This window comes from Roseomonas marmotae (assembly GCF_017654485.1).
Taxonomy (GTDB): Bacteria; Pseudomonadota; Alphaproteobacteria; order Acetobacterales; family Acetobacteraceae; genus Pseudoroseomonas; species Pseudoroseomonas marmotae.
The window spans coordinates 77422-102714 of record NZ_CP061093.1 but is presented as its reverse complement, the minus strand read 5'-3'; the positions used below and the strand labels follow the sequence as shown (position 1 = coordinate 102714).

Annotated in this window: 26 protein-coding genes; 12 read left to right on the top strand and 14 right to left on the bottom strand. The window is 68.5% G+C overall.

Features of this window, described 5'->3' with window-relative positions; all coding sequences use genetic code 11:
- Nucleotides 1-702 precede the first annotated feature (702 nt).
- The 5 genes from IAI58_RS18525 to IAI58_RS18505 all read left to right on the top strand — a co-directional run bounded on the left by IAI58_RS18525 (nucleotide 703) and on the right by IAI58_RS18505 (nucleotide 3767).
- Complete coding sequence (locus IAI58_RS18525) at nucleotides 703-927, top strand: DUF4170 domain-containing protein (RefSeq protein WP_237182522.1); 225 nt, start codon at nucleotides 703-705, stop codon at nucleotides 925-927.
- The gene (locus tag IAI58_RS18520; protein ID WP_207448789.1) at nucleotides 924-1190 is read left to right on the top strand and encodes a hypothetical protein; all 267 of its coding nucleotides are present in this window, start codon (nucleotides 924-926) and stop codon (nucleotides 1188-1190) included. The genes IAI58_RS18525 and IAI58_RS18520 overlap by 4 nt, the downstream gene beginning before the upstream one ends.
- Before the next feature lie 426 nt (nucleotides 1191-1616).
- The gene (locus IAI58_RS18515; RefSeq protein WP_207448787.1) at nucleotides 1617-2258 is read left to right on the top strand and encodes a hypothetical protein; all 642 of its coding nucleotides are present in this window, start codon (nucleotides 1617-1619) and stop codon (nucleotides 2256-2258) included.
- 115 nt (nucleotides 2259-2373) lie between these two features.
- Nucleotides 2374-3036: a ParA family protein gene (locus IAI58_RS18510; RefSeq protein WP_207448785.1), complete on the top strand. Its 663-nt coding sequence runs from the start codon at nucleotides 2374-2376 to the stop codon at nucleotides 3034-3036.
- A complete protein-coding gene (locus IAI58_RS18505; RefSeq protein ID WP_207448783.1) occupies nucleotides 3033-3767 on the top strand; it encodes a hypothetical protein in 735 nt (244 codons plus the stop codon). The genes IAI58_RS18510 and IAI58_RS18505 overlap by 4 nt, the downstream gene beginning before the upstream one ends.
- Here the strand turns inward: IAI58_RS18505 and IAI58_RS18500 are convergent.
- The 7 genes from IAI58_RS18500 to IAI58_RS18470 form a co-directional block, all read right to left on the bottom strand.
- Nucleotides 3734-6382 (bottom strand): glycosyltransferase family protein, encoded by a 2649-nt coding sequence (locus tag IAI58_RS18500; RefSeq protein WP_207448781.1) that lies wholly within the window; start codon nucleotides 6380-6382, stop codon nucleotides 3734-3736. The genes IAI58_RS18505 and IAI58_RS18500 overlap by 34 nt on opposite strands.
- 7 nt (nucleotides 6383-6389) lie before the next feature.
- Nucleotides 6390-6857 carry a hypothetical protein gene (locus IAI58_RS18495; RefSeq protein ID WP_207448779.1) on the bottom strand — a complete coding sequence of 156 codons (468 nt, stop codon included), beginning with the start codon at nucleotides 6855-6857 and terminating at the stop codon, nucleotides 6390-6392.
- A gap of 9 nt (nucleotides 6858-6866) precedes the next feature.
- Entirely contained in the window at nucleotides 6867-7763 is an 897-nt protein-coding gene (locus tag IAI58_RS18490; RefSeq protein ID WP_208776183.1) for a polysaccharide deacetylase family protein, read from the bottom strand.
- Nucleotides 7764-7776: 13 nt separating this feature from the next.
- The gene (locus IAI58_RS18485; protein ID WP_207448775.1) at nucleotides 7777-8568 is read right to left on the bottom strand and encodes an SDR family NAD(P)-dependent oxidoreductase; all 792 of its coding nucleotides are present in this window, start codon (nucleotides 8566-8568) and stop codon (nucleotides 7777-7779) included.
- A gap of 17 nt (nucleotides 8569-8585) precedes the next feature.
- On the bottom strand, nucleotides 8586-9575 hold the full coding sequence (galE, locus tag IAI58_RS18480; RefSeq protein ID WP_207448773.1) for a UDP-glucose 4-epimerase GalE: 990 nt from the start codon (nucleotides 9573-9575) through the stop codon (nucleotides 8586-8588).
- A 220-nt stretch (nucleotides 9576-9795) separates the two neighbouring features.
- The gene (locus IAI58_RS18475; protein WP_207448771.1) at nucleotides 9796-10083 is read right to left on the bottom strand and encodes a type II toxin-antitoxin system RelE/ParE family toxin; all 288 of its coding nucleotides are present in this window, start codon (nucleotides 10081-10083) and stop codon (nucleotides 9796-9798) included.
- Nucleotides 10080-10379 (bottom strand): type II toxin-antitoxin system RelB/DinJ family antitoxin, encoded by a 300-nt coding sequence (locus tag IAI58_RS18470; RefSeq protein ID WP_207448769.1) that lies wholly within the window; start codon nucleotides 10377-10379, stop codon nucleotides 10080-10082. The genes IAI58_RS18475 and IAI58_RS18470 overlap by 4 nt, the downstream gene beginning before the upstream one ends.
- 434 nt (nucleotides 10380-10813) lie before the next feature.
- Between IAI58_RS18470 and IAI58_RS18465 the strand changes: the two genes are divergently transcribed.
- From IAI58_RS18465 to IAI58_RS18455, 3 genes are all read left to right on the top strand, one after another.
- Nucleotides 10814-11803, top strand: a complete 990-nt coding sequence (locus IAI58_RS18465) for a Bug family tripartite tricarboxylate transporter substrate binding protein (protein ID WP_207448767.1) — start codon at nucleotides 10814-10816, stop codon at nucleotides 11801-11803.
- Nucleotides 11804-11867: 64 nt separating this feature from the next.
- Complete coding sequence (locus IAI58_RS18460; protein ID WP_207448765.1) at nucleotides 11868-13577, top strand: thiamine pyrophosphate-requiring protein; 1710 nt, start codon at nucleotides 11868-11870, stop codon at nucleotides 13575-13577.
- Between the two features lie 90 nt (nucleotides 13578-13667).
- Nucleotides 13668-13946 carry a hypothetical protein gene (locus IAI58_RS18455; RefSeq protein ID WP_237182521.1) on the top strand — a complete coding sequence of 93 codons (279 nt, stop codon included), beginning with the start codon at nucleotides 13668-13670 and terminating at the stop codon, nucleotides 13944-13946.
- A 250-nt stretch (nucleotides 13947-14196) separates the two neighbouring features.
- On the opposite strand, the gene IAI58_RS18450 is transcribed toward IAI58_RS18455, so the two are convergent.
- Nucleotides 14197-15135 (bottom strand): LysR family transcriptional regulator, encoded by a 939-nt coding sequence (locus IAI58_RS18450; RefSeq protein WP_208776182.1) that lies wholly within the window; start codon nucleotides 15133-15135, stop codon nucleotides 14197-14199.
- A gap of 192 nt (nucleotides 15136-15327) precedes the next feature.
- Between IAI58_RS18450 and IAI58_RS18445 the strand changes: the two genes are divergently transcribed.
- A complete protein-coding gene (locus IAI58_RS18445) occupies nucleotides 15328-16302 on the top strand; it encodes an MBL fold metallo-hydrolase (protein ID WP_207448759.1) in 975 nt (324 codons plus the stop codon).
- 112 nt (nucleotides 16303-16414) lie between these two features.
- Here IAI58_RS18445 and IAI58_RS18440 read toward each other — a convergent pair whose 3' ends face one another.
- The 4 genes from IAI58_RS18440 to IAI58_RS18425 form a co-directional block, all read right to left on the bottom strand.
- Nucleotides 16415-17818 carry a sensor histidine kinase gene (locus IAI58_RS18440; RefSeq protein WP_207448757.1) on the bottom strand — a complete coding sequence of 468 codons (1404 nt, stop codon included), beginning with the start codon at nucleotides 17816-17818 and terminating at the stop codon, nucleotides 16415-16417.
- Nucleotides 17811-18470 carry a response regulator transcription factor gene (locus tag IAI58_RS18435; protein WP_207448755.1) on the bottom strand — a complete coding sequence of 220 codons (660 nt, stop codon included), beginning with the start codon at nucleotides 18468-18470 and terminating at the stop codon, nucleotides 17811-17813. Before IAI58_RS18435 ends, IAI58_RS18440 begins: the two co-directional genes overlap by 8 nt.
- On the bottom strand, nucleotides 18470-18652 hold the full coding sequence (locus IAI58_RS18430) for a PepSY domain-containing protein (RefSeq protein ID WP_207448753.1): 183 nt from the start codon (nucleotides 18650-18652) through the stop codon (nucleotides 18470-18472). The genes IAI58_RS18435 and IAI58_RS18430 overlap by 1 nt, the downstream gene beginning before the upstream one ends.
- 233 nt (nucleotides 18653-18885) lie before the next feature.
- On the bottom strand, nucleotides 18886-19203 hold the full coding sequence (locus IAI58_RS18425) for a hypothetical protein (RefSeq protein WP_207448751.1): 318 nt from the start codon (nucleotides 19201-19203) through the stop codon (nucleotides 18886-18888).
- Between the two features lie 310 nt (nucleotides 19204-19513).
- On the opposite strand from IAI58_RS18425, the gene IAI58_RS18420 reads away from it, so the two are divergent.
- From IAI58_RS18420 to IAI58_RS18410, 3 genes are read left to right on the top strand one after another with little or no spacing between them, the layout of a single operon-like run.
- Nucleotides 19514-19963: a (2Fe-2S)-binding protein gene (locus IAI58_RS18420; RefSeq protein ID WP_207448749.1), complete on the top strand. Its 450-nt coding sequence runs from the start codon at nucleotides 19514-19516 to the stop codon at nucleotides 19961-19963.
- Nucleotides 19964-19973: 10 nt separating this feature from the next.
- A complete protein-coding gene (locus IAI58_RS18415; protein ID WP_207448747.1) occupies nucleotides 19974-22214 on the top strand; it encodes a xanthine dehydrogenase family protein molybdopterin-binding subunit in 2241 nt (746 codons plus the stop codon).
- The gene (locus IAI58_RS18410; protein WP_237182954.1) at nucleotides 22211-22588 is read left to right on the top strand and encodes a c-type cytochrome; all 378 of its coding nucleotides are present in this window, start codon (nucleotides 22211-22213) and stop codon (nucleotides 22586-22588) included. Before IAI58_RS18415 ends, IAI58_RS18410 begins: the two co-directional genes overlap by 4 nt.
- 332 nt (nucleotides 22589-22920) lie before the next feature.
- On the opposite strand, the gene IAI58_RS18405 is transcribed toward IAI58_RS18410, so the two are convergent.
- Both IAI58_RS18405 and IAI58_RS18400 read right to left on the bottom strand, forming a co-directional pair.
- A complete protein-coding gene (locus tag IAI58_RS18405; RefSeq protein ID WP_207448743.1) occupies nucleotides 22921-23553 on the bottom strand; it encodes an HAD hydrolase-like protein in 633 nt (210 codons plus the stop codon).
- 747 nt (nucleotides 23554-24300) lie between these two features.
- On the bottom strand, nucleotides 24301-25293 hold the full coding sequence (locus IAI58_RS18400; protein WP_207448741.1) for a substrate-binding domain-containing protein: 993 nt from the start codon (nucleotides 25291-25293) through the stop codon (nucleotides 24301-24303).

The following is a 25293-nucleotide window of genomic DNA, read 5'->3' as shown; positions in this document are numbered from 1 at the left end:
GGAATTTCCCGGACCATAACTTTGTAACTATCTAACTCTTCTGATTCTCTGACTCTTCTCCAGAAGAAGCTGGCCACGCCTCCTCCGCACCAGCCCATGCGCCGGAGGCCCCGGACCCGAGCAGAAAGAGGCATTGGGAGGATGTCGGTAAAAAGACGAATAGCAGCTCCTTCTTGGCGCAGCTTATCAACCTTAGGTTGATTATTTCCAGACGCTATGAATTCCCCACTTATCATTGCGTAATGGCAGCAAGATGCTTGGTCGTCTTTTAACCGACATTGCGATCGGGCTTTGTTCTGTCGCGGGAAGGTCGCCTTTTGCCAAGGACGGTGTGCGAAAAATCTTGGAAGAGATACAGGCCTGAGCTACCATGCCGCAGGGCCGGAATGGCCTTCGACCCGAGGAAGAATCCGATGCACCAGTTCCGTCTTTTCGGCGCCCTGGCCTTGCTGGGGAGCAGCCTTCTGCTGGTAATGAGAGATACCGCCGGGGCGGAAGACGGTGCCTGGGCGCTGGCCCTGGCGGCCATGGGCGTCCTAATGCTACTGGCCTCCTGGCGCGATGGCCTGGGCGTGCAACCCACTGTCCTGACATGCCCCCCGGCCCAGCGTATGACCATACGCATACGTTGCAGCCGTTAAGGGTCAGCCGGACCTTTCTGCCGACCCGCCAGCGCCCAGAATGGCCGTGAGAGGAATGAGCATGGAAAACCCGTTGGATAAGCGAGAGATCTGGGTCGTCTGGGGGGGCATCTTCCGCGACACCAGCTTCAGCGAACTGGAACCCGGCACCGAAGAACTGCACGGCCCTTTCCATAGCGAGGAAGCGGCAGAAAAAGCCTGGCTGGAGCGGATGCGGCGGATGGTTGATATCGCCTCCCATCGGCTTTTCGTGCTGCGCGCGATGCCTGTAGGCAAGCGCGCGTGACATCGCGCCGGCCTGGTGACGGATTGCGGGCCATCATCCGGCGCGCCTGCCTTCCCAGGCCAGCCCAGCGTCAGGATCATCAACTTCGTGCCCTGGAACTGACGCTGGAAGCCATGGCCGACCGACTGGCGCGGGCAGAGTTGCTGGCGGCGCGACAGGCGGCCCATGCCCGCCGGCACGAGGCACGGGCCCTGGCGGCCGAGGACGCGCTGATCCGGCTACAGGACGCGCTCAACCAGGCACGACAGAGCCTTCCTGCCTGACGCGATTTCATATGTCAGGATCTGAAGACTTTGGAAAAGCGCCGCGCTTTCTCCGGATCCAGCCGGAGGCGCAGGCCATCCGCGCAGGCGGGACGGAGCTGGCAGGTTGGCACCGTTGATGGCGCCACGGAGACCTCGTGCCGAAGGGCGTGAGAGGCCACCAAGCCGGCGGACCCCACCAAGACGCTGCATGTCAGCAGCAGCAGTTGTCGCGGCTTTCCCATAGGCTGAAATCGCCCCTAATCTGAGATTTGTCTCATTTATGAACAAATCCTTAAGGTTGGCAAGACTTGTCATCCTTGCCCGGGCTACAGCGACGACTGAGGCACCAGCCGCGCCACAAAACCGGCCAGTCGTGGCAAACAGGAATGGATGATACGGAGCAGCTACCGTGATCCCTTCCCTTCTCCGCTCAGCTGACAGGCCGTGAAGCCGCTGGCGCGCTATATCGCCCCGCACCTGCTGCGTATGAGCAGTGCTGAATCCCATGGGCAGGTCGGCTGGATCGCCGGATTTACGACGCAGATGGCGGGCCTCGGTAGGATCGCCGATGATCACCACCACATCCACCGCTGCCACTTCCAGACCGAAGCCCGCTCCGATCCGTCCTCGGCGCCCGTTTCCTGGAGGCTGGAGAGCCAGCCGCTGGATGCCTTGGCACCCGTTCCAGCCCGTGTCGTTGTAGGAGAGGCCGCGACGTTGCAGATCGCGCAGGAAGCTGCGCTCAGCTCCGCGCTCCGGCTCGCCGGGAGCATGGCCGGCCAGCTGAAGCTGGGCCCGGCCTGCGTGGCGCTTCCGCGCCTGCCGGGGGAACCGCGGGTCTGGGGTTGTGGTGCTGTGGTGGCACCGGAAGAAACCGCCGAAGGTGAGGCGGCGGCCATCCGCCTCTGCTTCATCCGCGAGCGTCTCTCCCACGGCTTGCCGCGCTTCATCTGCACCTGGGAATGGAAAGAACGCGCCGGGCAGCTACGCCTCCAGCATTGGTCGTTTGAAAGTCTCGCCGATGCAGTGGAAGCTGCTTGTAAAGGGATTCTAGGCCAGGATGTGCTCCGTCACAGCCGCCACTGATGAGGCACCAGCTGAATTAGACATGTCTAATTCATCTTTCCAGGGGCCTTGATCGCCGGGATGGACAGTAGCCCCGCCGTAGGTAAATCTGCCGCGACACAGGCAGGAGCGGCGGATGAGCAAGAGCCGAACAGGTGGCAAGACCATCCTGATCTCGTCACCGAAGGGAGGATCCGGCAAGTCGGTCCTGGCGCGCCATCTTCTGATCAGCGCTGCCCAGGCCGGGCTGCGTCCTGTCGGGCTGGATTTTGACCGGCAGCAGACCCTCACCAAATGGAGCGCCCGCCGCGCCCGCACACGGGAGGCCTTCCCCGACTTCGCCGAGGTTGATGTCCAGCCTGCCATGCTTCAGGACTGGCGGGCCAGCCTGCGGCAGGCCCATGGCTATGACCTGGCGGTACTGGATACGCCGCCGTCGGTAGAGGACCACCTGCCTGCCATCGATGGTCTGGGGCGCGCGGCCGATCTGGTCCTGGTGCCGGCGGTCTGCACCCAGGACGATGTCGAAGCCGTTGGCCCCTGGCTGCGGAGTCTCGCCGACAAGGGATTCAGGGCCGTGGTGGTGCTAAACCGCGCCAATCGCCGCACCTCCTCCTTCGCGCGGATGCGCGGTGCGCTCATCAAGGCGGGTGCGGTCTGCCCGACCGAGATCCCGCAACTCGAGGATATCCACGTTCCCTCTGTCAAAGGGCTGACGCTGCTGGACTATTCGAAGAGCCGGGGCATCGCGCCATTCGAGGAAATCTGGGCCTTCGTGCGACGGGAGATCGGGCTGTGAGCGGGAAAAGGTCGAAAAGCGCGCTGCGGAGTTTCCTGCTCTCGGACGAGCCGGAGCATCATCTCGCCACCGCGCAGGACCCGCGCGCCGCCGCCATGCGGGCGCTGGGCGAGGCCGATGAAGAGGCACTTCAGGCCATCCACGAAGTCTTCGCCGGCACGGGGCTGTTGGAGGATCAGGCCAAGGTTTCCCGCATCCTGAGGGTCCGGGCCGAGATCCAGAAGGAATGGGGCGATGCGAGGGACAGCTTCCTGGCCATCGGCCGGGCCTTGCTGAACCTGGAAGAGAGCCTGACGCGCAGCGAATGGCAGCGGCTGCGGCAGGAGAGCGAGCGGCTATTTCCCTTTTCCGACGCCACGGCCACCCAGCTTCGGCAGATCGCGCGTGCCGTCGACTCCGGCAGGCTGCCGCGCGAGCAATGTCCGGGCAGCTACGGCACCGCCTATCAGATCACACTGCTGTCCGACACCCAGTTGGAGGTGGCCCAGCGGCGGGGGCTGATCCGGCCGGATGTGACGCGCCGGGAGATCATGTCGCTGCGGCGCGAGGTTCGTCCTTTCGCCGACATGCCGGAAGCCCCGCCCAAGGGCCGGCTGGACCGCGCGGCTCTGCGCGAGGAGCGCCGCAGGCTGGCGGGCCGGCGGGATGCGCTGGCGGCGGCGCTGGCTCGGGTTGAGGCACGGCTGCGGCAGATCGATCAACTGACCGGAGCGGAGCCCGGCGAGGCCTGAGAAACAGGGGAGCCCCGCTCCTCCAGCACCGGAACATCGGCCCAGGCGGCCAGGCGCCGTACGGCCTCCGCCTGTGCTGCCGGCAGGTTCCCGGGCAGGATGCCACGGCAGGCCGGCCATCGCGGCAGGATCAGCCCGGCGAGGGGCAGAGGCGCCCGGCGCAGGACGCCGTCCGCATCCTGGTGGAAGGCATCGGCGCCATCATGACGAACCGCCGGCAGTTCCGGCGGCGCGGCCTCCAGCGGAGCTCCACCCAGGAGCAGGATGAAGGGCTGCGTGATCCCGAGCGCCTCGCGCAACGCCGCGACCCGTCTTGTGGAAGCGGCGTCCCGCAATAGTGACGAGAGCGCTTCGGCAGTGGCCTGCTCCGGGTCATCCGGCACCGGGGCATAGCGGTGGCCGTGGCGGGCCGTCCAGGCCGCCAGCGCCGCCTCCTGACGGACCTCTCCCTCCCGCGGCAGCGGCGCCTCGGGCAAAGGCAGGGCAACCCTTTGCGGCTCCCGCAGCAGAACGGCCCGTAGCCGCAAGGCGGAGGCCGGCCCGGATAGCTGTTCAGCCTCCAGCCTGGGCGCCGTCCGGCCGTTCTCCGGTAGGGCCAGCTCCAGACGGCAGGAAGCTTCCACCCGCGTCCGCAGGAGCAACCAGGTTCCGGCTTCCGTGCGAAGCACCAGGCGCAGCCGTACCGGCGCCGCGGCGCGCAGGTCCAGGGCCAGCCGTCTGGTGCCGGGCGGCAGGCACAGCCCGAAGCACCGGGCCAGTTGCTGCCCGGATGCGCCAATGCCGTAGTCGCCCGGCAGGTCCCTTAGGTGGACGGGCAGCGCCGTGACGATCCGGTCTGCGAGGGGCGAGAGGGAGGGTGTCGGTGTCAGGACGTCCAGCCGCGCCGCGCCGGGGCGGGCGCGTGTCCCCCGCAGCCCGGCTTCATCCAGCAGGAGGATGGGCGGCGGCGGAGGCGGCGGCCGGTAGGCGGCTGCCAGCCGCCGGATGGCTTCCCGCGCGGCGCGCGCCGCTTCCGGCCAGTTCAAAGCCGCCGCAGCCTCGCACGCTGCGCGCGCCATCGGCCGCAGCGACTGCGGTGCCGCCAGCAGGCCATGCAAGGCCGGCGCGAATTCGACCAGCGGGAGGATGATGCCCGCGCCCTTCCGCAGCAGGGGAAAGCCCCTTGCGGCATGAGGCGTGTTCAGGCTGGGCAGGCCGTGGGCGAGGTAATCGGCCACCTTCAGGCTGGCGCCGCCGCCGCTCTCCACCGGGTTCAGCGCCAGGGTCCAGCCTGCCATGACGAGGCTTTTCTCTTCCTCCGGCAGGGTGCCATGCAGCCGGATATTGGCAGGCGTCTGATCCAGCGCCGCGCAGACGCCGCCAATGAACTCGAAGATGGCAGCGGGGAAGCGCGGCGCCAGAGCCTCGGTGATGAAGCGTGCGGCGGCGACATTTGGCGGATGGCCGGAGCCGATGAAGCCAATGCGCGGTGCTGCCTCCTCAGCCGGCGGCGCGGACGGATTGGAGGCGGGCAGGATGCCGTGCGGGAAGAGCACCAGCTGCCGCGCCGCCGGACGGAAGGCTTCCGCATCGCCGTCGCTGCAGGCCAGTACCAGTGCTGAACGGGCCAGCAGGCGGCGCTCGGTCTCCGCCACGAAGCCGCAGAGCGCCTCGCGGGCGGGGTGCTCGCGCAGCAGTTCGCGTTTCAGTGCCGTCTCGACGTTATGGGCATCATAAACCGCAGGGAGGCCAGGTGCCGCCTGCTGCATCGCGTCGAGCAGCGGCGCCAGGTAGCAATGCTCGAACACCGCGACCCGCGCGCGGGTCGCCAGGTCGGCAGCCAGTGCCACCAGGCCCGCATGGGCGGACGCGTGCATGGCAGTGGCGATATCCTCCAGAGCATCGCCCGTCAGGGTCAGAAGGTCGGCTTCCATGGCCCGCTGATCCTGTCCCTTGGGCAGGCAAACCTGTACCAGTCCAGGGCCTATCACGGCCGTCTCGCCCGAGCCGCCAAGACAGAGCAGCACCGTCGCCTGCCCCAGTGCCGCCAGCCCCTGCCGCACCCGCACCGCGCCGCCGCTGTGCCGCCCCCGCACGGGATAATCGTTCAAGGCTAGCGTGAAGGGCTCGGGATCGGGATCCTCGGGCGCTTCGGCGAAGGCGAGGGGAAGCAGGCCGGGCAGCGCCGCGAGGGGCGCCTGGCGCAGCCGCGCGGCGGTCACGCCATAGAGCAACCGCATCACCAGCGCCGCCTCGGGGGAGGAGACGACCACCAGGCGGGCACGGCGCACCAGGTCGCGCTCGCGCCGCCACAGTGCCTCCCAGGCCAGCGGGTCCAGCCGCTCTCTGTCGGAGAGGCGGCAGAGGGCAGGCTCGGCGGGGGCATAGACCTCCACCAGGCCTTCCAGCCCCGCCGTGGCCGCCGCGCCATCGGCCGAGAGATGCAGCACGAGGTCGGCCCGCGCCGCCTGCCGCCGCAGCATCCAGGCGACCTCCTCTCCCGGCCGGTGGCTGGCCAGGGCGGCAGGCAGCTGGTGTGACAGTTGCCATTGCTCTGAGAGGGCGCGCATCAGCGGCAGGGCATCGGGGCTGTCGGGCGCCGAGAGCAGCAGCAGCGCAGGGCGGGGCGCGGTCATGCCGGTGTCAGGGAATGGGGGCACAGACGAGGCGGATCTGCTCTTCGCGGGAGCGCGCCTCGGCAGAGGCGGCGATCTCGCGCAACAGCAGCCCGACGCTCAGCCGCCCGCTATCCAGTTCCGCGCCATAAGCGGCGCGGAGGGCGGGATCGGGCGGGCGGTGGAGCAGGGTCCGGAAGGCGCCATCCACCAGCCCCGCGAAGGGGCGTGCCTCCGGCAGCACGGCGCGCAGCAGGAAGGGCGCCTGCGGATCCTGGCGGCGGCGGCCATAGATCCGCCATTCGCGCGGGCCACGACCCTCCGGGCGCTGCACCTCCTCCGGGGTGTCGCCGGGCAGGCGGGAGGGGCGTCCGGGGCTCTCGAGCGGCGGCGCCTCCAGCCACTGACGGGCCAGGGGGGAGAGGATGCCCTGCAGTTCCGCCCGCAGCCGCAGGGCAAGCGCGGCGAAGGAGGGTTCCCCGGCACCGCTCTCCATCGCCCGGCCTTATCCTTGCCCTGGGGCGCGGCCGAAGCGGCGCGGCTCCACCGGCTCGGGGATGGTGGCCTCGACCGCGTAGCGGCCGGCATTGGGGGAGGCGGCATGCCAGGCCGCCACCTCGCCCACCCGCGCCACCCAGGCGGAGGGAGTGGCGGTGATCTGCGCCAGCAGCTTCTCCAGCATCCGCAGCCGCTGCACCCGGCCCGAAACCCAGTCATGGACGGTCAGCATCAGCATCCCGCCATATTGGTGCTGGCCTTCCCATTCCTCGCGCCAGCTCTCCAGCACCAAGCCGGGGGTGGCGGGGGTGCGGTCGCCTGGCAGGCCGCTGTATTTGTAGAGGATGGCGTCGTCGATGGCCCATTGCACCGGCACCTCCACCACCCCGTCGATCTCATAGGGATGGTCGGCGCCCATCAGGGAACTGTCCCAGAGGCCGAGGCGGCGCAGCTCCCGAACCATATGCGGCGTCATCTCCCAGGCCGGGGAGCGGAAGCCCAGGGGCGCGGCGCCGGTCTGGCGGCGGAAGAGCGCGATGGCGGCCTCCAGCGCCGCGGTGAACTCGGCATCCGAGCTGTCGGCCACCAGCTCATGGAACCAGCCATGCAGCCCGACCTCGTGCCCGCGCTGCAGAATGGCCGGCAGGAGGTTCGGATTCTCCTCGGCGATGACACCCGGGACGAAGAAGGAACCCTTGATCCCGAAGCGGTCCAGCAGGTCCATGATGCGCCAGACGCCGATGCGCTGGCCGAAATGCCGCTGCTCCAGCTGCCCCAGGGTGCGGGCGGCACCGGGAGCGCGCTGCATCCAGAGATAGGGCGCGGTGGCATCGACATCGACGGTGAAGCAGAAGGCGGCCTGCTTGCCGTCGGGCCAGTGATAGCGGGGCCAGGGCTGGACCATCGGGCGGGGCTCCTTACAGCGCGTGCTTCTTGTCCTGGTAGACCGCCAGCGACCCGATCGAGCCACCGCCATCGACCGGCAGGGATGCGCCGGTGATATAGACGGCCGCGGAGCTGGCCAGGAACAGCGCCGCATTGCCCACATCCTGCTTGGAGGTGGTGCGGCCGCTCGGATTGCCGCCGCCGATATTGTCGACATGGTCCTGGCTCAGCGGACTGACCACGCTGCCGGGAGCGAAGCCCGGCTCCAGCGCATTGGCGCGGATGCCGTATTCCGCCAGTTCCAGCGCGAATCCCTTGGTCAGCCGGTCCAGCGCGGTCTTGGAGGTGCTGTAGGGGCAGACGGTACGGCGCATCTTGCGGGCGGCGCCGGAGGAGATGTTGATGATATTGCCGCGCACGCCCTGGGCGATCATCTGCCGGGCGAAGGCGCGCGAGGTCAGGAAGGGCGCGCGCAGGTTGATGTCGAAGATGCGGTCCCATTCCTCCGCATCGATGTCCAGCAGGAAACCGCTGGGATAGACGCCGGCATTGTTGATGAGCACATCCGCCGCGCCCCAGCGCGCGCCCACCTCGGCAGCCAGCGCCTCGATCGAGGCCGCGTCGCGCAGATCGGCTGTTTTGGTGAAGCTGCCTTCGGTGAACCAGGGCTGCCGTTCCAGCGCCGCCAGCTCCGACGCCCGCGCATCGGTCAGGCAGAGCCTGGCACCGGCGGCGCCGAAGGTCTCGGCCAGCCAGCCGCCGATGATGCCGCAGGCGCCGGTGATCACCACCCGCTTGCCCGCCATCTCCCGCGCGTAGTCCATCGGGTTCTCCCTTTTCTTCAAGAACGATAGCCCTGCGGATGCGCGCGGCGCCATTCCCAGGCGGTCCGCACGATCTCGGAGAGGGAGGAATGCCTGGGCTCCCATCCCGTCTCCCGCCGCAGCAGGGCGTTGGAAGCGACCAGAACCGGCGGGTCGCCGGGCCGTCGCGGGCCGGGCTGGAAAGGGACGGGGCAGCCGCAGACGCGCTCCACCTCCTCGATCACCTGCCGCACGGAATAGCCATTGCCGTTGCCGATATTGTAGCGGCCGCTGCGGCCCTGCCCCAGCACCTCCAGCACGCGCAGATGCGCGTCCGCGAGGTCGGTGACATGCACATAGTCACGGATGCAGGTGCCATCGGGGGTTTCGTAATCCGTGCCGAAGACCGTCAGCGCCGGCCCCAGTCCCAGCGCGGCATCGATGGTCAGGGGGATCAGATGCGTCTCGGGGCGGTGGTCCTCGCCCAGCCGGCCCAAGGGGTCGGCGCCGGCGGCATTGAAGTAGCGCAGGCTGACGGAGCGCAGCCCGTGCACCCGTTCCGCCCATTCCAGCCCGCGCTCCGCCATCAGCTTGCTCTCGCCATAGGCGGAGACGGGATCGAGGCGGGAGCCTTCATGCATCGGCTCTCCCTCCGGCTCGCCGAAGAGGGCGGCGGTGGAGGAGAGGACGAAGCTGAGGCAGCCGGCGCGCACGGCCTCCTCCGCCAGCCAGAGGGTATTGCCGACATTCTCGGTGATGTAGCGCAGTGGCTGCTCCATGCTCTCCGCCACCAGGGAGAGAGCGGCGAAATGCAGCACGGCATCGAACTTCCAGGCCGCGAAGACCTCGGCCACCCGCCGCCGATCGGAGAGGTCAGCCACCACCAGCTCCACGCCCGGCGCCACGGCTTCCCGGTGGCCCTGGTGCAGGTTGTCGATGACGACGACCTCGTCCCCGCGCTCCATCAGGGCCAGCACGGCATGGCTGCCGACATAGCCGGCGCCGCCCGTCACGAGATAGCGGGCCATTCAGCGGGCCCCGGTGCCGGCGAGCCGATGGAAAGGGGAGAGGAAGGGGAGGGGTTGCAGCAGGGCCGGTAACACAGCAGGCGTCCGTAAAGCGGTGCGGTCTAATAAGTCCGAAGGGCGCTGGGAAACAACGCGGGCGCCGGGTTTATCCCGCATCCGTCAGCCTGTCCCGCCGGCCATGGGCTGGGGCGTGGTGCGCCTGGCGCATGGCGGCGGGCCGTCAGGAGCGTTCATCGGGCCAGAGCCGGGCGCCGTGCAGCAGGCGCAGGATGCGGAGGGTATCACCCCGGAGCTGATAGACGGCGATATAGGGCGTGGGCGGCAGCGGCAGCTCGCGCGTTGCCTCCACCCGTCCCGGGCGCCCGCGCCGCGGAAATTCGGGCAGGGCGGCGATCCGGCCGGCCAGCTGCTGGTCCAGCGCCACGGCCGCGCGGGGGTTCTCCGCCGCGATATGGTCGAAGATGGCCGCCCGGTCGGCGAGCGCCAGGGCGGACCATTCCAGCCTCACCCATCCTGCCCGCGCAGCGCCTCCGCCCGGCGGCGCGCGAAGAGAGCCTCGGCCTCCTCCTGCGGCAGGGCGGGGCGGGGGTCTTCCAGAGCCTCGCGCACCTTGGCGCGGAACCAGGCATCGTGCTGGGCGGGATCGGCCAGCAGGGCGAAGGGCAGGGCGCCCTCATTGGCGGTGCGGGTCAGCAGGATCCGCACGGCATCCGACAGGGTCAGCCCCATCTTCTCCAGCACGGCGCCGGCGCGTTCCTTCACCTGTGGGTCGATGCGGGTCTGGATCAGGGCATTGGCGGGCATGGCGGTGTCCCTCTGTCGCCTGTCTCTATAATGCATATGCATGACAATCCGCCAGTCTTGGCCGGGCCTGCAACCGCAACGTGTGCATGAAGGGGCAAAGCGGGGGGCGCCAACGAGGGGGCCGGTCCCGGGCGCAGACGGGCCAACCCTGCAGGATCAGTCAAGCCAAGTAACGTTCTGGCCCATTTTGCCCGGATGCAGTCGCCGGCAAACCCATTCCCGGAGGCATAAACATCATCAAGTCGAAATGATCTTGGCTCGTTTCCTGAGATGCCCGGAGTTTCTGGGCGCGGTGCCGATCTATGTCAGAATCGGCACAGATAAACCGGGTTGACCTTACATCCAGTACTCCGCACCATTCTTTCCGAATACGCGTCAACCAAGGCAGTTCCACATCTCGCGACGGTCATCCATGCCGTCACGCAGGGGGTCGCATGTTTCGCTACCGTCTTCTTCATCGCCTGCTCGGCGCGGCCGCCATGGCGATGCTGGCCATGGGGGCGGCCCGCCCGGCCGTGGCCCAGGACAACTGGCCGGACCGCCCCATCCGGCTGATCATCCCCTTCGCCGCGGGCGGCATCAGCGACAGCATCGCCCGCCTCGCCGCCGAATGGCTGGGCCGGCAGCTCGGCCAGCCGGTGGTGGCCGACAACCGCCCCGGCGGCAACGGCATCATCGGGCTGGAGGCCGTGGGCCGCAGCGCGCCGGATGGCTATACGCTGCTGGCCGCCAGCGCCTCCAACTTCGTGGTCCTGCCGCTGATGCAGCGCATCAGCCTCGACCCGGCCCGCGACTTCACGCCCGTCTCCATCACCGCCACCAATCCGCTGGTGCTGGTCGTCGCGCCGGAGCTGGGGGCGAGGAACCTGACGGAATTCCGCGACATCGTCGGCCTGAAGCCGGGCGCGCTGAACTACGCATCCGGCGGCGCGGGCGGGCTGAGCCATCTCGGCATGAGCTACCTGCTGCATGTCCTCGGGCTGAAGATGGAGCATGTGCCCTATCGCAGCGGCCCGCTTGCGGTGCAGGACCTGCTGGGCAAGCGGGTGCCCGCCTATCTCGGCAACTATGTCGATATCGCCGGCCTGCTGGACAATGAGGGGCTGCGCGTGATCTCCGTCACCGCGCCGGAGCGCCTGGGCAACCTGCCGGATGTGCCGACGGTGGCCGAGCAGGGCTATCCCGGCTTCGAGCTGGGCACCTGGAACGGCCTGGCCGCGCCGGCCGCCCTGCCGGAGCCCATCCGCGACCGTCTGGCCAGGGCCATGGCGGCGGCCTGCCAGGACCAGGAATTCCGCGCCGCGATCCTGCGGCTGGGTGCCGAGCCCGCCTGCAGCACACCCGCCGCCATGACGGATTCCATCGCCCGCATGACGCCGGTCATGCGCCAGGCCATCGAACTGTCCGGCACCCGGGTGGAATGACGGCGCGCCGCCCGTTCTCCGAACCGATTCGATTTCCGTCAGGTCCGACCACGGAGTTTGCGAGATGAATGACCGTCCCGAGCAGCAGCCCGATGCCGCCGAGATCTTCCTGCGGCAGCTGGGCGCCTCCGGCGTGGACTGGCTCTTCGCCAATGGCGGCACTGATTTCCCGCCGATCGTCGAGGCCTATGCGCGGCTGGCCGGCAGCAACCATCCGGTGCCCGTGCCCATGACGGTGCCGCATGAGAATGCGGCCGTCTCCATGGCGCATGGCGCGACCATGATCCTGGGCCGGCCGCAGGCGGTGATGGTGCATGTCAATGTCGGCACCGCCAATACCATCAACGGCGTGCTGAACGCGGCGCGCGACCAGACGCCGATGATGGTCCTGGCCGGACGCACCCCCTATGCCGAGCAGGGCCGCCATGGCGCCCGCAGCCGCAACATCCACTGGGCGCAGGAGATGTTCGACCAAGCCGGCATGCTGCGGGAGGCGGTGAAATGGGATGGCGAGCTGCGCGACCCCGAGCAGGCGGGCGACCTCGCGAGGCGGGGCCTGTCGATCGCCATGACGGCGCCGCGCGGCCCGGTCTATGCCACGCTTCCGCGCGACACCCTGGCGGCCCCGGTGCGACGGGCGGCGGTGGCCGCCGTGCCCTTGGCCTATCCCGCCGCGCCGCTGCCGGAGCCCCAGGCGCTGGAACAGGCGGCGCAGTGGCTGGCGGCCGCGGAGCGCCCGCTGATCATCACCTCCGCCGCCGGGCGGACGCGGGAGGGGTTCGAGGCGCTGAGCCGCTTCGCCGGGCGCTTCGCCTGCCCGGTGATCTCCTTCACCCCGCGCTTCGTGAACATCCCGGCCGACCATCCCATGCATATGGGCTACGAGCCCGGCCCGCTGCTGGCCGAGGCCGATTGCGTGCTGGTGGTGGATACGGATGTGCCCTGGATCCCGCATCTGGAGGGGCCACCGGCGGGGTGCCGGGTGATCCATCTCGGCCCAGACCCGCTCTTCACCCGCTATCCCATGCGGAGCTTTCCCTGCGATCTCGCCATCACCGCCGATCCCGCGCCGGGGCTGGAGGGCATTGCCGCGGCCCTGGCGCCGATGCTGCCCGAGGATGACGCGGCGCTGACCGCGCGGCGGGAGCGGATCAGCGCCCGCTCCGCCGCGCAGCGGGCCGCCTGGGCCGCCGCCGTGGCCGCCCCCCCGCCGGGTGCGATCACGCCGGAATGGCTGAGCCATTGCATCGGCGAGGCGGTCGGCGAGGAGGCGGTCATCGTCAACGAATACCCGCTGCGCCAGCCCTATTGCCCGCGCCGGCGATGGGGCAGCTTCTACGGGCAGAGCACGGCCGGCGGGCTGGGCTGGGGCTTCGGTGCGGCGCTGGGCGCCAAGCTGGCGCTGAAGGACCGGCTGGTGGTGACGACGCTGGGCGACGGGGCCTATGTCTTCAACAACCCCGCCGCCTGCCACTGGGTGGCGCAGGCGCATGACCTGCCGGTGCTGGCCATCGTCTTCAACAACCGCATGTATGGCGCGGTGCGGAATTCGACCCTCGCCATGTATCGGGACGGCGCGGCGGCCAGGGATGGCGGCACGCTGCTGGCCGATCTGAGCCCGGCCCCCGATTTCGAGGCCTATGCCCAGGCCAGCGGCGGCTATGGCGAGAAGGTCAGCGACCCCCGGGAGCTTCCGGCGGCGCTCGGCCGCGCCATCCATGCCGTGACGGTGGAGCGGCGGCAGGCGCTGCTGAATGTCATCTGCGACTACTGACCGGCGGCGCTGCCACGGCTTCGGCCAACAGGCCGTGAGCAGCGCCGGCTTTCGGTGCCGGCGGGCGCGGAGCATGCCATGATCGCCGGCATGACAGCATCCCTGCACGACCGCGCCAGCCCTCCCAGCGTCCCGCTGCTGCGGGCCCTCTGGCACGGCCTGCGCGGCGAATGGGCCGCCGCGCATGAGATCGTCCAGGAGGATGACAGCGCCGAGGGGGCCTGGGTGCATGCCTGGCTGCACCGGATGGAGGGGGACCACCCCAACGCCGCGTACTGGTACCGCCGTGCCGGCAAGCCCGTGGCCGAGGGGGCCACGCAGGCGGAGGGCGAGGCCATTGCCGATGCCGTTCTGGCGCACCGGATGTAGGCGGCTGCGGGGCTTGCTGCCCCTCCGGCCCGCCATGGCCATAACGGTGCAACCCGCCGATCATGCTGCCGGCCGGACCTGCCCGGTTCGGCTTCAAGCCGGACCCTGCCGTCACCCTTGCCCGGGTTCCGGCGGAATGCTTCCAGCGACTTCTCCTGCGGGGGAAGCCGGAGGGCGGGGCCGCATGTCATCCCGCCTTCCTGTCCTCCGCCGTCTCCTCGTCCGCTGATCGGTGATGCTCCTGCTGGGCCTATCCGGGGAATCGGCCGGCGGCGGCCTGCGCGCAGCGATGCACCTGTTGGCGCAGCCAGGTATGTGCCGGGTCGCTTCGCATCCTCGGGTGCGAGAACAGGAAGATCCGGAAGGGAGCAAGGTCCAGCGGCGTCGTGAAAAGATCGAGATCGGCCGTAAATCGGGTCAGGAAACGCCGCGGCAGGGTGCAGATCAGGTCGCTGCTGGTGAGGATGAGCGGCGTCAGGGCATAGCTCTGGATCGAGACGGACACCACACGCTCGCGTCCGGTCCTAGACAGGGCCTCATCGATCATGCCCCCGAAGCCTCCCCCGCTCGTCGAGATCAGGAGGTGATCGAGGGCACAGAAAGCATCGAGCGTCAGTGGCCCGGTGCCACGCGGATGGCCCTTCCTCTGCGCCGTGACGAGTTCCTCCTGATAGAGCGGCCGCGCGATAAGCTCGCCCCCGCCATCTTCCGCCGCCCCGATGAAAAGGTCGATCTCCCCCTTTTCGAGGAGTTCCGGGATGCGGGGCTTGTCGGGCAAGGTGAAGGCGATACGCGTCCCCGGCGCCTGCGAGAGGATCAGGGGAATCAGGTCGGGGGCCAGGATCGCGGCCGGATTTTCGGAGATGGCGATACGGAAGACGCGGCGGCTCGTGGCGGGGTCGAAGCGGGCGGCGCCCCGGGCGAAATCGCTCAGACCCTCCAGGAGCCTTTTCAGGTCAGGCTGCAAGGCCAGCGCGTGTGGCGTCGGGATCATGCCGCGCCCGGAAGCGGCGGGGACAAACAGCGGATCGTTCAGGACCTGACGGAGCCGCGTCAGTCGGGCGGAGAGCGCGGATTGCGTGATACTGAGCCGGGCCGCCGCATGGGTGACGTTCCGGTCCTTGAGCAAGGCGTCGAGCGCGAGGAGCAGACCGACATCCAGATCGATACCGCGGTCGGTCAATGGCATTCTCCGAAGTTCCTGCGAGGTCCCGATCTGCAACCTGACGTCGTCCCGCACGGGCAGCATGGCCGGGGCCTGGGCGTACAGGATGAGCGGGCGAGCGATCAACCGCGTCGATGACAGCTATCGGGCGGACAGGTTTCTCAAGACATCCGGCAGCCGCGATATCGGCCTCCTCACCGTTCAGAGGCCACCCCGATGCGCCGACGCCCCATCATCGCAGCTCTTCTCGCCGTGCTTGCCGCATCTCCGGCTGCCGCCCTCGCCCATGAGGCCAGGCTCTCCGCCCCCCGGGTCCTGCCGCAGGTGTCCGGTCTTTACCGCTTCCAGGCCGGGGAGGTTCGGATCACCGCGCTCTCGGACGGGAGCGTTCCGCAGGACCTGCATAAGCTCCTGCTCGGAACGACGGAAGTCCGGACGGACGCGCTGCTCGCGCAGAGCTATCTCACGAACCCGGTCGAGGCCTCTATCAACGTCTATCTTCTGGAGATGGGCGACCGGCGGATCCTGGTGGATGCCGGGGCCGGCGAGATGTTCGGACCGGGAATGGGAGGGAAGCTGATCGCGAACCTGGCCCTGGCTGGCGTCCGTCCCGGGCAGATCACGGATATCCTGATCACCCATGTCCACACGGACCACACAGGCGGCCTCGTGAAGGCGGGCGCAGCCGTGTTCGAGAATGCGACCGTGCATCTTGGCAAGCCGGATATCGACTTCTTCATGGACCCTTCCAATGCGACGAAGGCGCATTACGACATCAGATATTTCGAGGAGGCGATCACCGCGCTGAAGCCGTATCTCGATGCAGGCAAGATAAGGACCTTCGCTGCGACGGAGGAGATTCTGCCGGGCATCACGGCGACCCTGCATCCGGGACACACGCCAGGCAGCGCCTTCTACACACTCCGGAGCATGGATCAGCGGATCGTGTTCATCGGCGACCTCATCCATGTGTCGTCCGTCCAGTTTCCGGAGCCGGACATCACCATCGTCTATGACGTCGACCCGAAGAAGGCCGCGGAGCGGCGCGTCGAGCAGTTCTCCCTCTTCGCCCGCGATGGGGAGCTGGTGGCGGCCCCGCACCTGCCATTCCCCGGCATCGGCCATGTCAGGGCCGCGCAGCGCGGCTTCGCATGGGTGCCGGTGGAATACGGCGATCGGGATGCCCGATAACCAGCTTATGGTGCATGGTATGTATTGGAGCCTGGGCTGACAGGGCGCAGGTAGATCAGCTCAGCCGGCACGCAGACTTGCACGAACGACGGCCAGCGATGCCCGATATTATTCAAGCGGAAGCCTGCCCTCGTGATCGCTGCTCTGCATGCCTTGCTTCCTGCCGCAAGCTCAGGGGCAGGGTGACGGCCACCATGAGGCCGGCGGGCTGGGCCTCTTGCAGGGAAAGGCTGCCGCCATAGAGGTTCACGAGGTCCCGCGTGATGGCGAGGCCGAGGCCGCTGCCGGGCTTTGCCTCATCCAGCCGCACGCCGCGCGCCAGCACCGTGTCGTAGTCCTCCAAAGCAACGCCAGGACCGTCATCTGTGACCGTGATCAGGAGATTGGCACTGCTGTGGCCTACGGCGAGAGTTACTTGATGCCTTGCCCACTGGCAGGCGTTCTCCAGCAGATTGCCGATGATCTCCGTCAGATCCTGCCGATCGACCTTGGCCCGGAGAGCGTCGTCACCCAGGATATCGAGCTCCAGATCCTTATTGGCAAAGATCCGGGACAAGGCTGTCGCGATCTCCCGCGCGACCTCGACCGGCGAGGCGTCCGTGGCGGCAGCCCCCGCCAGAGCAGCGCCACGGGCGCGCGAGAGGTGATGCTGCATCAACATCTCCATGGTTCGATTCTGCTCCCGCGCCAGTCGGGTATCGGCTGTGCCCGGATCGAGCGCCATCCGCTGCACGGCAAGCGGCGTCTTCAAAGCGTGGGCCAGATTGCCGACATGGGAGCGGGCGCGTTCTACCGTATCGTGGTTCTGCCGCACCAGGGCGTCGATCTCCTCCAGCAGCGGCGCGATCTCGCTGGGTGCACTGCTATGTGCCAGGGAGGTGCGCTGACCGGCACGCAGCAGGATCAGCGCCTCGCGTGCCTGTCGCAGCGGCCGCATGCCCCAGATGAGTTGCGCCGTGCCCCCCGCCACCAGCCCAATGCCAATAACGCCGAAATAGGTGAGGATCAGCAACCGGAAGGACGCGATCTGATCATCGAGCGGCCGCCGGTCCAGGCCGACGCGGATCCGGATAGGTTCCCGGCTCTCCGGCATCGTCACCAGGCGCTCGGCAACGCGCAGCGGCTCGCCGCGGGGGCCTATCCCGTCCCGGATCACGGGCGCTTTGCTGTGGGGTGACGCGCCCGGCAGCGCGATCTGGCCATCCCAGAGCGATCTGGACATGGCGCGCAGATCCCCTGCCTCCATTTGCCAGTAGTAGCCGGAAAGAGGCTGCTCGAACTCCGGAACCGGCACGCTGCTGTCCAGCCTCGGACGGCCGTCCGGCCCCAGGGCGGCGGCCCCGGCCACCTTGTACAGGAGAGCGGAGGTGCGCAGGTCGAAGCTCTCGGTCAGCTGCGCGTTGATCAGGCCGAGCAGCATGTAGCCGGCGAGGCCGAGCCCACCGGCCACCCAGAGGGCGGAGAGCAGGGCCAGGCGAAAGGTCAGGGAGCGGAAGAGGCGCGGCATGCTAGCCATGACTGATCCTGTATCCCTGCCCGCGCACGGTCTCGATGAAACCGGCGTCCAGTTTGCGGCGGAGCCTCCCGACAACGACTTCCAGCGTGTTCGAGTCACGGTCGAAGTCCTGCGCGTAGAGATGCTCGGTCAGTTCCGTCTTGCTGACGATGCGTCCCGCATGCTGGGCAAGATAAGTCAGCATGCGGAACTCCAGAGCGGTCAGCCGCACGGACTGCCCGCCCCAGTTGGCCTGGCCGGCGACCGCATTGAGGGAAAGCTGGCCGACCACGATCTCGGGGCGCGCATGCCCGGCGGCCCGGCGAATGAGGGCGTGCAGGCGGGCGACCAGTTCATCCATGGCGAAGGGCTTGGACAGGTAATCATCCGCCCCGGCATTCAGCCCCGCCACCTTTTCCGTCCAGGAATCCCGCGCGGTCAGGATGAGGACGGGTGTGTCGCGGCTGGCCTGTCGCCATTGCCGCAGCACGGACAGGCCATCCATGACCGGAAGGCCGAGATCGAGAACGATCGCGTCATACGGCTCGGTCTCGCCGAGGAAGAGGGCTTCCTCGCCGTCGCCTGCCTGATCCACGACGAATCTCGCCTGGGTCAGCGCCGTCACGAGCTGGCCCGCCAGATCCGTATTATCCTCCACCACCAGCAGACGCATCAGCGGCGCTCCTGTACCAGGCCGTGGGAACGGACGACATCCCCGCTCGCGGCGTCGATCGTCAGCTTGTAGATCAGCCCGGAGCCAGGCAGGACCTTGAAATGGTAGAGCCAGCGCCCCTGGTCCCGATCCAGGCCGATATTCACCACCTTGCCGACGAAGCGCTGCTCGACGGAGGTCATGACCTCCGCGAGCGGCCGGATCTGGCCTGCCTCCGTCGCTCTCCTCGCCTCCTCCTGGTCAAGCGGCCCGGCAGCCCAGGCTGTACCCGCCATCGTGAGGAGGCCGACCGAAAGAGGGATCTGCAGGCAACGGAGACTGAACATCAGCCTTTACTGCCAGCATGAAGCTGAACTGAAGCTGAACACCGGAGGGTGCAGCGGGGATAGTCCCTCCGGGTTCAGCCGAGCAGGGATCACTTCACCATGGCCATGAACCCGGTTGAGGCGCCGGGAGCCAGGTAGACGATATCGCCATTGCCACCGCCGATCGCGACCGGAGTGCCCGGGGTACGTTCAGCGAAAGCGGGATCGCGATAGCTGGCGTGGAAGTTCTCGCCATGGCTGAGCACATCGACGGCGCCGCCGCCGACCAGGTTACCGTTGTCACCGGCATCGCGTTGCACGGCGAAGGACTCACCCTGAGACAGGACGACGATCTGCGCGCTGGCGGGAGAGGCCGCGACCAGCAGGGTGAAGATGGAAGCGAGGCCGAGGGAGGTTTTGCGAGACATGAGATTTCTCCTGAAGGATCTGGATAAGACCGATGGCAGGAGAGGTTTTATGGGGATCGGACTGAACCCAGCCTGAACCTTCCGTTCAGCTGCGGTTCAGGAATGCCGCTCCAAAACTGCGGTGAGGACCCGTACCAGAACAGGAGATCTGTGTTTTGCGTGCAGTGCTGTCTTCGGGTAGTTGTCCCCGATCTCACGCCCTCTTCCGGGACGTCTTGCTAGGCTTGGTGAAGGATCTCCTCCGCCAGGCCTGATCCAGCCGCTTCCTTCTTTCTGACTTTCCCTGCTCTGCCCTGCGAGGACGACTTCCATGGACCTGATGATCAATGGCGTGACCCATAGCGTGGAGGCCGAGGCTGACACGCCGCTGCTGTGGGTGATCCGCGATGTGCTCGGCATGACCGGTACCAAGTATGGCTGCGGCGTGGCGCAGTGTGGCGCCTGCACCGTGCTGGTGGATGGCCAGGCCATGCGCTCCTGCGTCACCCCGGCGGAGAGCGTGGTGGGCCTCCCCATCACCACCATCGAGGCGGTCGAGCAGGACCCGGTCGGCCGGCGCGTGGTCGAGGCCTGGGTGGCCAGCCAGGTGCCGCAATGCGGCTACTGCCAGTCCGGCCAGGTGATGGCGGCCACGGCCCTGTTGCAGCAGACGCCGAAGCCCACCGACGATGACATCGCCGGCGCCATGACCAATCTGTGCCGCTGCGGCACCTACAACGCCATCGCCGCCGCCGTGCGGCAGGCCGCGGCGCAGGGCTGAGGAGGCAGATATGGACGGTCTCCCCCCCACGCTCTTCTCCGATGCCGCTCTGCCCGAGGGCCAGCCGGTCAACCTCTCCCGCCGTGGCGCACTCGGTGCCGCGCTCGGCGCGCTGGTGCTGGGCGTGGCGCTGCCGCCCCGCGCCGCGCGTGCCCAGCAGGCCGCCGCCGCCGCGGTAAAGCCGGGCAGCCGCGTGCCGGCCTTCCTGGAGATCCGCGCTGATGGCTCGGTCCTGCTCAAGAGCCCCTTCATCGAGGGTGGCCAGGGCATCGACACGGCGATGGCGCAGATCGTCGGCGAGGAGCTGGATGTCGATCCCGCTCGCTTTGTCGTCGAATGCGCGCCGCCCGGTGCGGACTACGCGGTGGTCAATGGCCGGCGCATCACCGGCGGCAGCTTCTCGACGCGCAGCAGCTATCCGGTGATGCGCCAGCTTGGCGCCAAGGCGCGGGCCATGCTGATCCAGGCCGCCGCCACGCGGCTCGGTGTGCCGGCCGATAGCCTGACCACCGAGCCGGGCCGGGTGATCCACGCCGCCTCCGGCCGCAGCCTGGACTATGGCGCGCTGGCCGCCGAGGCCGCGGCCCTGCCGGTGCCGGACAGCGCCCCGCTGCGCGCCGAGAAGGACTTCCGCTACATCGGCAAGCCGGTGGCCCGGCTTGATGTGCGGGCGAAGTCCACCGGCAAGGCGGTCTATTCCATCGACCTGACTGTCGAGGGCATGCTGCAGGCGGCCGTGCAGCACGCGCCGCGCCTGGGCATGGAGCCGGGCGAGCTCGCCAACGAGGCGGCGGTGCGGGCCATGCCGGGCGTGCACTCGGTCCACCGCCTGCCCGGCGCCGTCGCCGTGGTGGCCGACCAGTGGTGGCGTGCCCGCCGCGCCGTCGAGACCCTGGAGGTGCGCTGGGACGAGCCCGCCGCCGGGGCGCGCAATGCGATGCCGGCGGATTTCTCCTCCCACGGCCTGCGTGCGGCCCTCGCCGCCGAAGCCGGACCGGGCATCACCGCCGAGACCGAGGGCGACGCCGCCAAGGCGATGCAGGGCGCCACCCGCACCGTCGAGGCCACCTACGACGCGCCCTATCTCGCGCATGGCCAGCTGGAGCCTCCCTCGGCGACCGCCCGGTGGAACGCCGATGGCACGCTCGATCTCTGGCTGCCCAACCAGGCGCCCGAGGTGTTCCAGCGCGCCGCCGCGCAGTTGGCCGGCCTGGCGCCGGAGCAGGTGCGCATCCATTCGCCACTGCTGGGCGGCTTCTTCGGCCGGCATTTCCTTTACGACGCGGCCAGCCCCTTCCCGCAGGCCATCCAGCTCGCCAAGGCCGTGGGCCGGCCGGTGAAGCTGATCTGGAGCCGGGAGGAGGAGTTCCTGCGCGACGGGCTGCGGCCGATGGGGCTGGCGCGCTTCCGCGCCGGCCTCGATGCCGACGGCCTGCCCGTGGCGCTGGAGGCCGAGGCGGTGGGCGAAGGCCCCTCCGGCCGCTGGTTCGGCACCCGGCCCGGCGTGGCCGACTCCACGGTGGTGGAGGGCATCGCCGGCAAGCCCTACGCCATCCCCAACCGCCGCGTCGGCCATGTGCCGCTGAAGCACCCGGCCATCATCAGCTTCTGGCGCTCCGTCGGCCACTCGATGAACGACTACTTCTACGAGACCTTCTTCGATGAGATGGCGGAGGCCGGCGGGCAGGACCCCTATGCGCTGCGCCTGCGGCTGCTGGCCGAGAAGCCGCGCCACAAGGCGCTGCTGGAGGCGGTGGGCGAACTCTCCGGCGGCTGGAAGCGCGGCCCCTATGACGCGGCGGACGGCACCCGGCGCGCCCGGGGCGTCGCCATGGCCTCGCCCTTCGGCAGCGAGGTGGCGACCATCGCCGAGGTCTCGCTGAAGGATGGCGAGGTGGTGGTGCATGACGTCTGGGTGGCGATCGATCCGGGCTCCATCGTCAACCCCGCGATCATCGCGGCGCAGGTGAATTCCGCCGTGGCGCTCGGCCTGTCCTCGGCGCTGCTGGAGGAGGTGATCTACGAGGGCGGCGTGCCGCAGGCGCGTAACTTCGACGGCTACCCGATCCTGCCGCCGGGGCGGATGCCGCGCGTGCATGTGCGCATCGTCGAGAGCGGCGCGCCCATGGGCGGTGTCGGCGAGCCCGGCCTGCCCGGCGTGCCGCCCGCCGTGGTCAATGCGGTGGCCGCGCTGACCGGGCAGCGCATCCGCAGCCTGCCCCTCTCCAAGGCCCGGTTCGGAGCTGTATGATGACCCTTCCCTGGCTTGCCGCCGCCCTTTTGGGCGGTGCGCTGCTCGCCCCTTCCGCCGCCCAGGCGCAGGAGGGGGATGCGGCCCGTGGACGCACCCTGTTCCAGCGCCAGTGCCAGGCCTGCCACCAGGTGGCGCAGCCGCGCAACGGCGTCGGCCCGACGCTGCAGGGCGTGATGGGCCGCGCCGCCGCCGGCGTCGAGGGCTACAACTACTCGCCGGCGCTGCGGGCGCTGGGCCAGACCTGGACGCCGGAGACGCTCGACGCCTATCTGGCCAACCCGACCGGCGTGGCACGCGGCACCCGCATGGTGCTGCGCGTCAACGCAGGGCAGGACCGTAAGGATATCATCGCCTTCCTGGCCAACCCCTGAGCCGGATGGCCGATGCGCCGGAGGTCAATGCGACCATCCGGCGCATAGGCCTCGGCCGGAGAAGGCCGCGATGCGCAGGCTGATCCAGCCTGTCTCCCCGCCCGGTTTGCTGATGGCCGGGAACACCCTCCGCCGAACTGTCTTTCAGCATGTCGGAGGCGTTGCCGGCTGGTAGCCGAGAAGCCGGTTGAGCGCTCGATCATGCGCCTGGGCAGCGCCATCGAGGGCGGCTCGAATAGGTTTGTTCTGCTCTTCCGGCCGAAGTCTATAAGCCCGATCTGACGTATTCGGCAGCCGAATGGCTCCGATAGTCGGCGCAATTCCCCTGCGCCTCAGGCATCGAGGCCGAGCACTGCGATCTCCTCTACTGTTTCCAGAACAACCGTTGGAAGCAGCCTTCGAAGCGCCTCCGGTGCCGCATATCCCCAGGTCACCGCGGCAGAGGCTGCCGACACGGACTGGGCCGCTTCGATGTCCCGGCTCTCATCGCCAATACAGATGGTGCGGGCAGGAGTGGCCCCTACGAGCTTCATGGCCTGCCGTAACTTGGCGGCCTTCCCGAACAGCGAGGAGCCGCAGCCATAGAAGCTAATCTGCGCGGCCAGTTCCGTGCCGAGGACGCGGCGCACATTCGCCTCTGAGTTCGAACTGACGACGGCGAGAGCCATACCCCGTTGACGGAGGCTGCCCAGAGCCTCCGGAACGCCATCGAAGAGGCGGATGGCGGAGATGTCTTCCGATGCGCGTTGCCGCATATGACGAGCAATGGCCGGTAACTTCCACAGAGGGACCTGGAGGCGCCTGACAATATCGCGGGTTGCAAGGCGACGAAGCTCTTCCCGCTCCTCGGGCGTGGTCTGCCGGAAGCCGAACCGGTCCGCGACCTCGTTCAATGATCCGAAGAACCACTCCCTGCTATCCGCGAGTGTGCCGTCGAAGTCGAAGATAGCGAGGTCGTAGTGCATGGATGGCCCATGCCAAATGGCGCTTCGGGTTGCAATGGTTCCTCTGTGTCAGGTGCCTGGTGAGGAGCGTTCCATAGGCCCTGCACGGCCGAGGCTACCATGATAAGCAATATTGTATGATAAGCTTGGGTTATCATGCACCTTGTGCTGTCATGGCCGTATCGCCGCATTAAACGATATCTATTGTGTCAGGGTGCCGTTCCAGGATCTCGCTGCAGACGTAGCGGGAGGTGGCGCGGGTGGCGCAAAAGGCAGATATTCAGGCGCAGATAAACGTCAGGCCGGCCGCTCGTGGAGGAGATCAGGAGCGCGTGGCGCAGCGGCCGGAGGGGCCCCTGGCGGGCAGCGCGCTACGCCTGTCCGGGATGGATCATCCCGTCTCAGGAAGCGTCAGCGGCGCCGCTGGCGGCCTGACGGAATCCGGCACAAGCCGCTCATGGGCAGTCGGCGGTTGGGCAGGGTGTACCGGCGGCCCAGCCGTCAGCAGAAGCCGGGTCAGGCAGGACTGCTGTCCAGGATGCCGATGCCCTCATGTCGCATCCGCCAAGAGCTTGGCGCCCTCGAGCAGACGCGGAGTGGGATGCCTACGGTATTGTCCGCAACATCTGAGGAAGTGCTGCATATCGCAGGCGCGTGTTATGGCTGTACGGCAGGCGAGGGCCATCGTGCCTGCGCCCAGACCACCATGATTCCGGCCTCGTGGCCCCATCGCCTCCGGGGGCGTTGCCCGGGGATCTCCCCGGGGCGCTACGGCACAGCGTCCAGCACGCTGGGGTGGAACAGATCCTCCGGCGCGATGTCACGCACCGCCAGTGCATCGGCCCGGGCGAAGCGGATCATGGCGGCGATCTCGTCACGGTTGCGGCGGAAGCCATAGGGCCAGGGGTCACCGCCCATGATGCGTGTCTGGGCCTCCGCCTCGGCGGCGATCCAGGGGAGGGAGGCGCGCAGCACATTGACCAGAGAGAGATCTGCCACCGCCATGGCGCGTGCCCGTGCGAAGGCCCGGAAAATCTCCACCGGCAGCCAGGGATGTTCCGTCGCCAGTTCCTTCCGCAGCGCCACGCAATGCATGATGGGGAAGAAGCCGGTGGCGCGGAAATAGGCCTCTTCCTCCGCCCGGTAGTCGGGATAGAGCCGGTCCACCGGGGCATTGCGCGCGACGAAGCAGGAGGGCGGGCGGGGGCCGATGACGGCATCCAATTCGCCTGCCGCCAGAAGGCCGTTCAGCGTCTCCTCCGCGCCGATCGGCTGGACATCCAGTTCCGGCGGCAGCTTCAGCGCCACGCGCTCGCTGCCGCCGGTCTCCTCCATGCCGCCAGTGCGCCAGGCGATGCCCTGCGTGTCCACGCCATAATGCTCGCGCAGGATGCCGCGCACCCAGAGGGCGGCGGTCTGCTGGTATTCGGGCAGGCCGATGCGCTTGCCCGCGAGGTCGGCCGCCGTGCGGATGCCACGGTCGGTGCGGACATAGATGGCGCTGTGCCGGAAGGCGCGGGAGGGAAAGACGGGGATGCCGATATAGGGCGCATCCCCGCGCGCCGTGGTGACGATATGGCTGCCCATGGAGAGTTCTGTCACGTCGAAGGCGCGGTCCCGCAGGGCGCGGCGGAAGATATCCTCCGGCTCCCCGGGCAAGACGGTCAGGCTGACGCCGGGCAGGGTGACGCGGCCATCCAGGATCGGCCGCGTGCGGTCCGAGGTGGTGCAGGCGAGGGAGAGGCGAAGGGTCTCTGGCAC

What these genes read in the sequence shown, in the direction of transcription:
- IAI58_RS18455 (WP_237182521.1), top strand. Translation starts at nt 13,668, where the DNA reads ATGACAGCATCCCTGCACGACCGCGCCAGCCCTCCCAGCGTCCCGCTG.
- IAI58_RS18420 (WP_207448749.1), top strand. Translation starts at nt 19,514, where the DNA reads ATGGACCTGATGATCAATGGCGTGACCCATAGCGTGGAGGCCGAGGCT.
- IAI58_RS18445 (WP_207448759.1), top strand. Translation starts at nt 15,328, where the DNA reads ATGCGCCGACGCCCCATCATCGCAGCTCTTCTCGCCGTGCTTGCCGCA.
- IAI58_RS18470 (WP_207448769.1), bottom strand. Translation starts at nt 10,379, where the DNA reads ATGCCCGCCAATGCCCTGATCCAGACCCGCATCGACCCACAGGTGAAG.
- IAI58_RS18425 (WP_207448751.1), bottom strand. Translation starts at nt 19,203, where the DNA reads ATGTCTCGCAAAACCTCCCTCGGCCTCGCTTCCATCTTCACCCTGCTG.
- galE (WP_207448773.1), bottom strand. Translation starts at nt 9,575, where the DNA reads ATGGCCCGCTATCTCGTGACGGGCGGCGCCGGCTATGTCGGCAGCCAT.
- IAI58_RS18525 (WP_237182522.1), top strand. Translation starts at nt 703, where the DNA reads ATGGAAAACCCGTTGGATAAGCGAGAGATCTGGGTCGTCTGGGGGGGC.
- IAI58_RS18500 (WP_207448781.1), bottom strand. Translation starts at nt 6,382, where the DNA reads ATGACCGCGCCCCGCCCTGCGCTGCTGCTGCTCTCGGCGCCCGACAGC.
- IAI58_RS18450 (WP_208776182.1), bottom strand. Translation starts at nt 15,135, where the DNA reads ATGCCATTGACCGACCGCGGTATCGATCTGGATGTCGGTCTGCTCCTC.
- IAI58_RS18485 (WP_207448775.1), bottom strand. Translation starts at nt 8,568, where the DNA reads ATGGACTACGCGCGGGAGATGGCGGGCAAGCGGGTGGTGATCACCGGC.
- IAI58_RS18410 (WP_237182954.1), top strand. Translation starts at nt 22,211, where the DNA reads ATGATGACCCTTCCCTGGCTTGCCGCCGCCCTTTTGGGCGGTGCGCTG.
- IAI58_RS18510 (WP_207448785.1), top strand. Translation starts at nt 2,374, where the DNA reads ATGAGCAAGAGCCGAACAGGTGGCAAGACCATCCTGATCTCGTCACCG.
- IAI58_RS18465 (WP_207448767.1), top strand. Translation starts at nt 10,814, where the DNA reads ATGTTTCGCTACCGTCTTCTTCATCGCCTGCTCGGCGCGGCCGCCATG.
- IAI58_RS18495 (WP_207448779.1), bottom strand. Translation starts at nt 6,857, where the DNA reads ATGGAGAGCGGTGCCGGGGAACCCTCCTTCGCCGCGCTTGCCCTGCGG.
- IAI58_RS18415 (WP_207448747.1), top strand. Translation starts at nt 19,974, where the DNA reads ATGGACGGTCTCCCCCCCACGCTCTTCTCCGATGCCGCTCTGCCCGAG.
- IAI58_RS18430 (WP_207448753.1), bottom strand. Translation starts at nt 18,652, where the DNA reads ATGACCTCCGTCGAGCAGCGCTTCGTCGGCAAGGTGGTGAATATCGGC.
- IAI58_RS18440 (WP_207448757.1), bottom strand. Translation starts at nt 17,818, where the DNA reads ATGGCTAGCATGCCGCGCCTCTTCCGCTCCCTGACCTTTCGCCTGGCC.
- IAI58_RS18435 (WP_207448755.1), bottom strand. Translation starts at nt 18,470, where the DNA reads ATGCGTCTGCTGGTGGTGGAGGATAATACGGATCTGGCGGGCCAGCTC.
- IAI58_RS18460 (WP_207448765.1), top strand. Translation starts at nt 11,868, where the DNA reads ATGAATGACCGTCCCGAGCAGCAGCCCGATGCCGCCGAGATCTTCCTG.
- IAI58_RS18405 (WP_207448743.1), bottom strand. Translation starts at nt 23,553, where the DNA reads ATGCACTACGACCTCGCTATCTTCGACTTCGACGGCACACTCGCGGAT.
- IAI58_RS18490 (WP_208776183.1), bottom strand. Translation starts at nt 7,763, where the DNA reads ATGGTCCAGCCCTGGCCCCGCTATCACTGGCCCGACGGCAAGCAGGCC.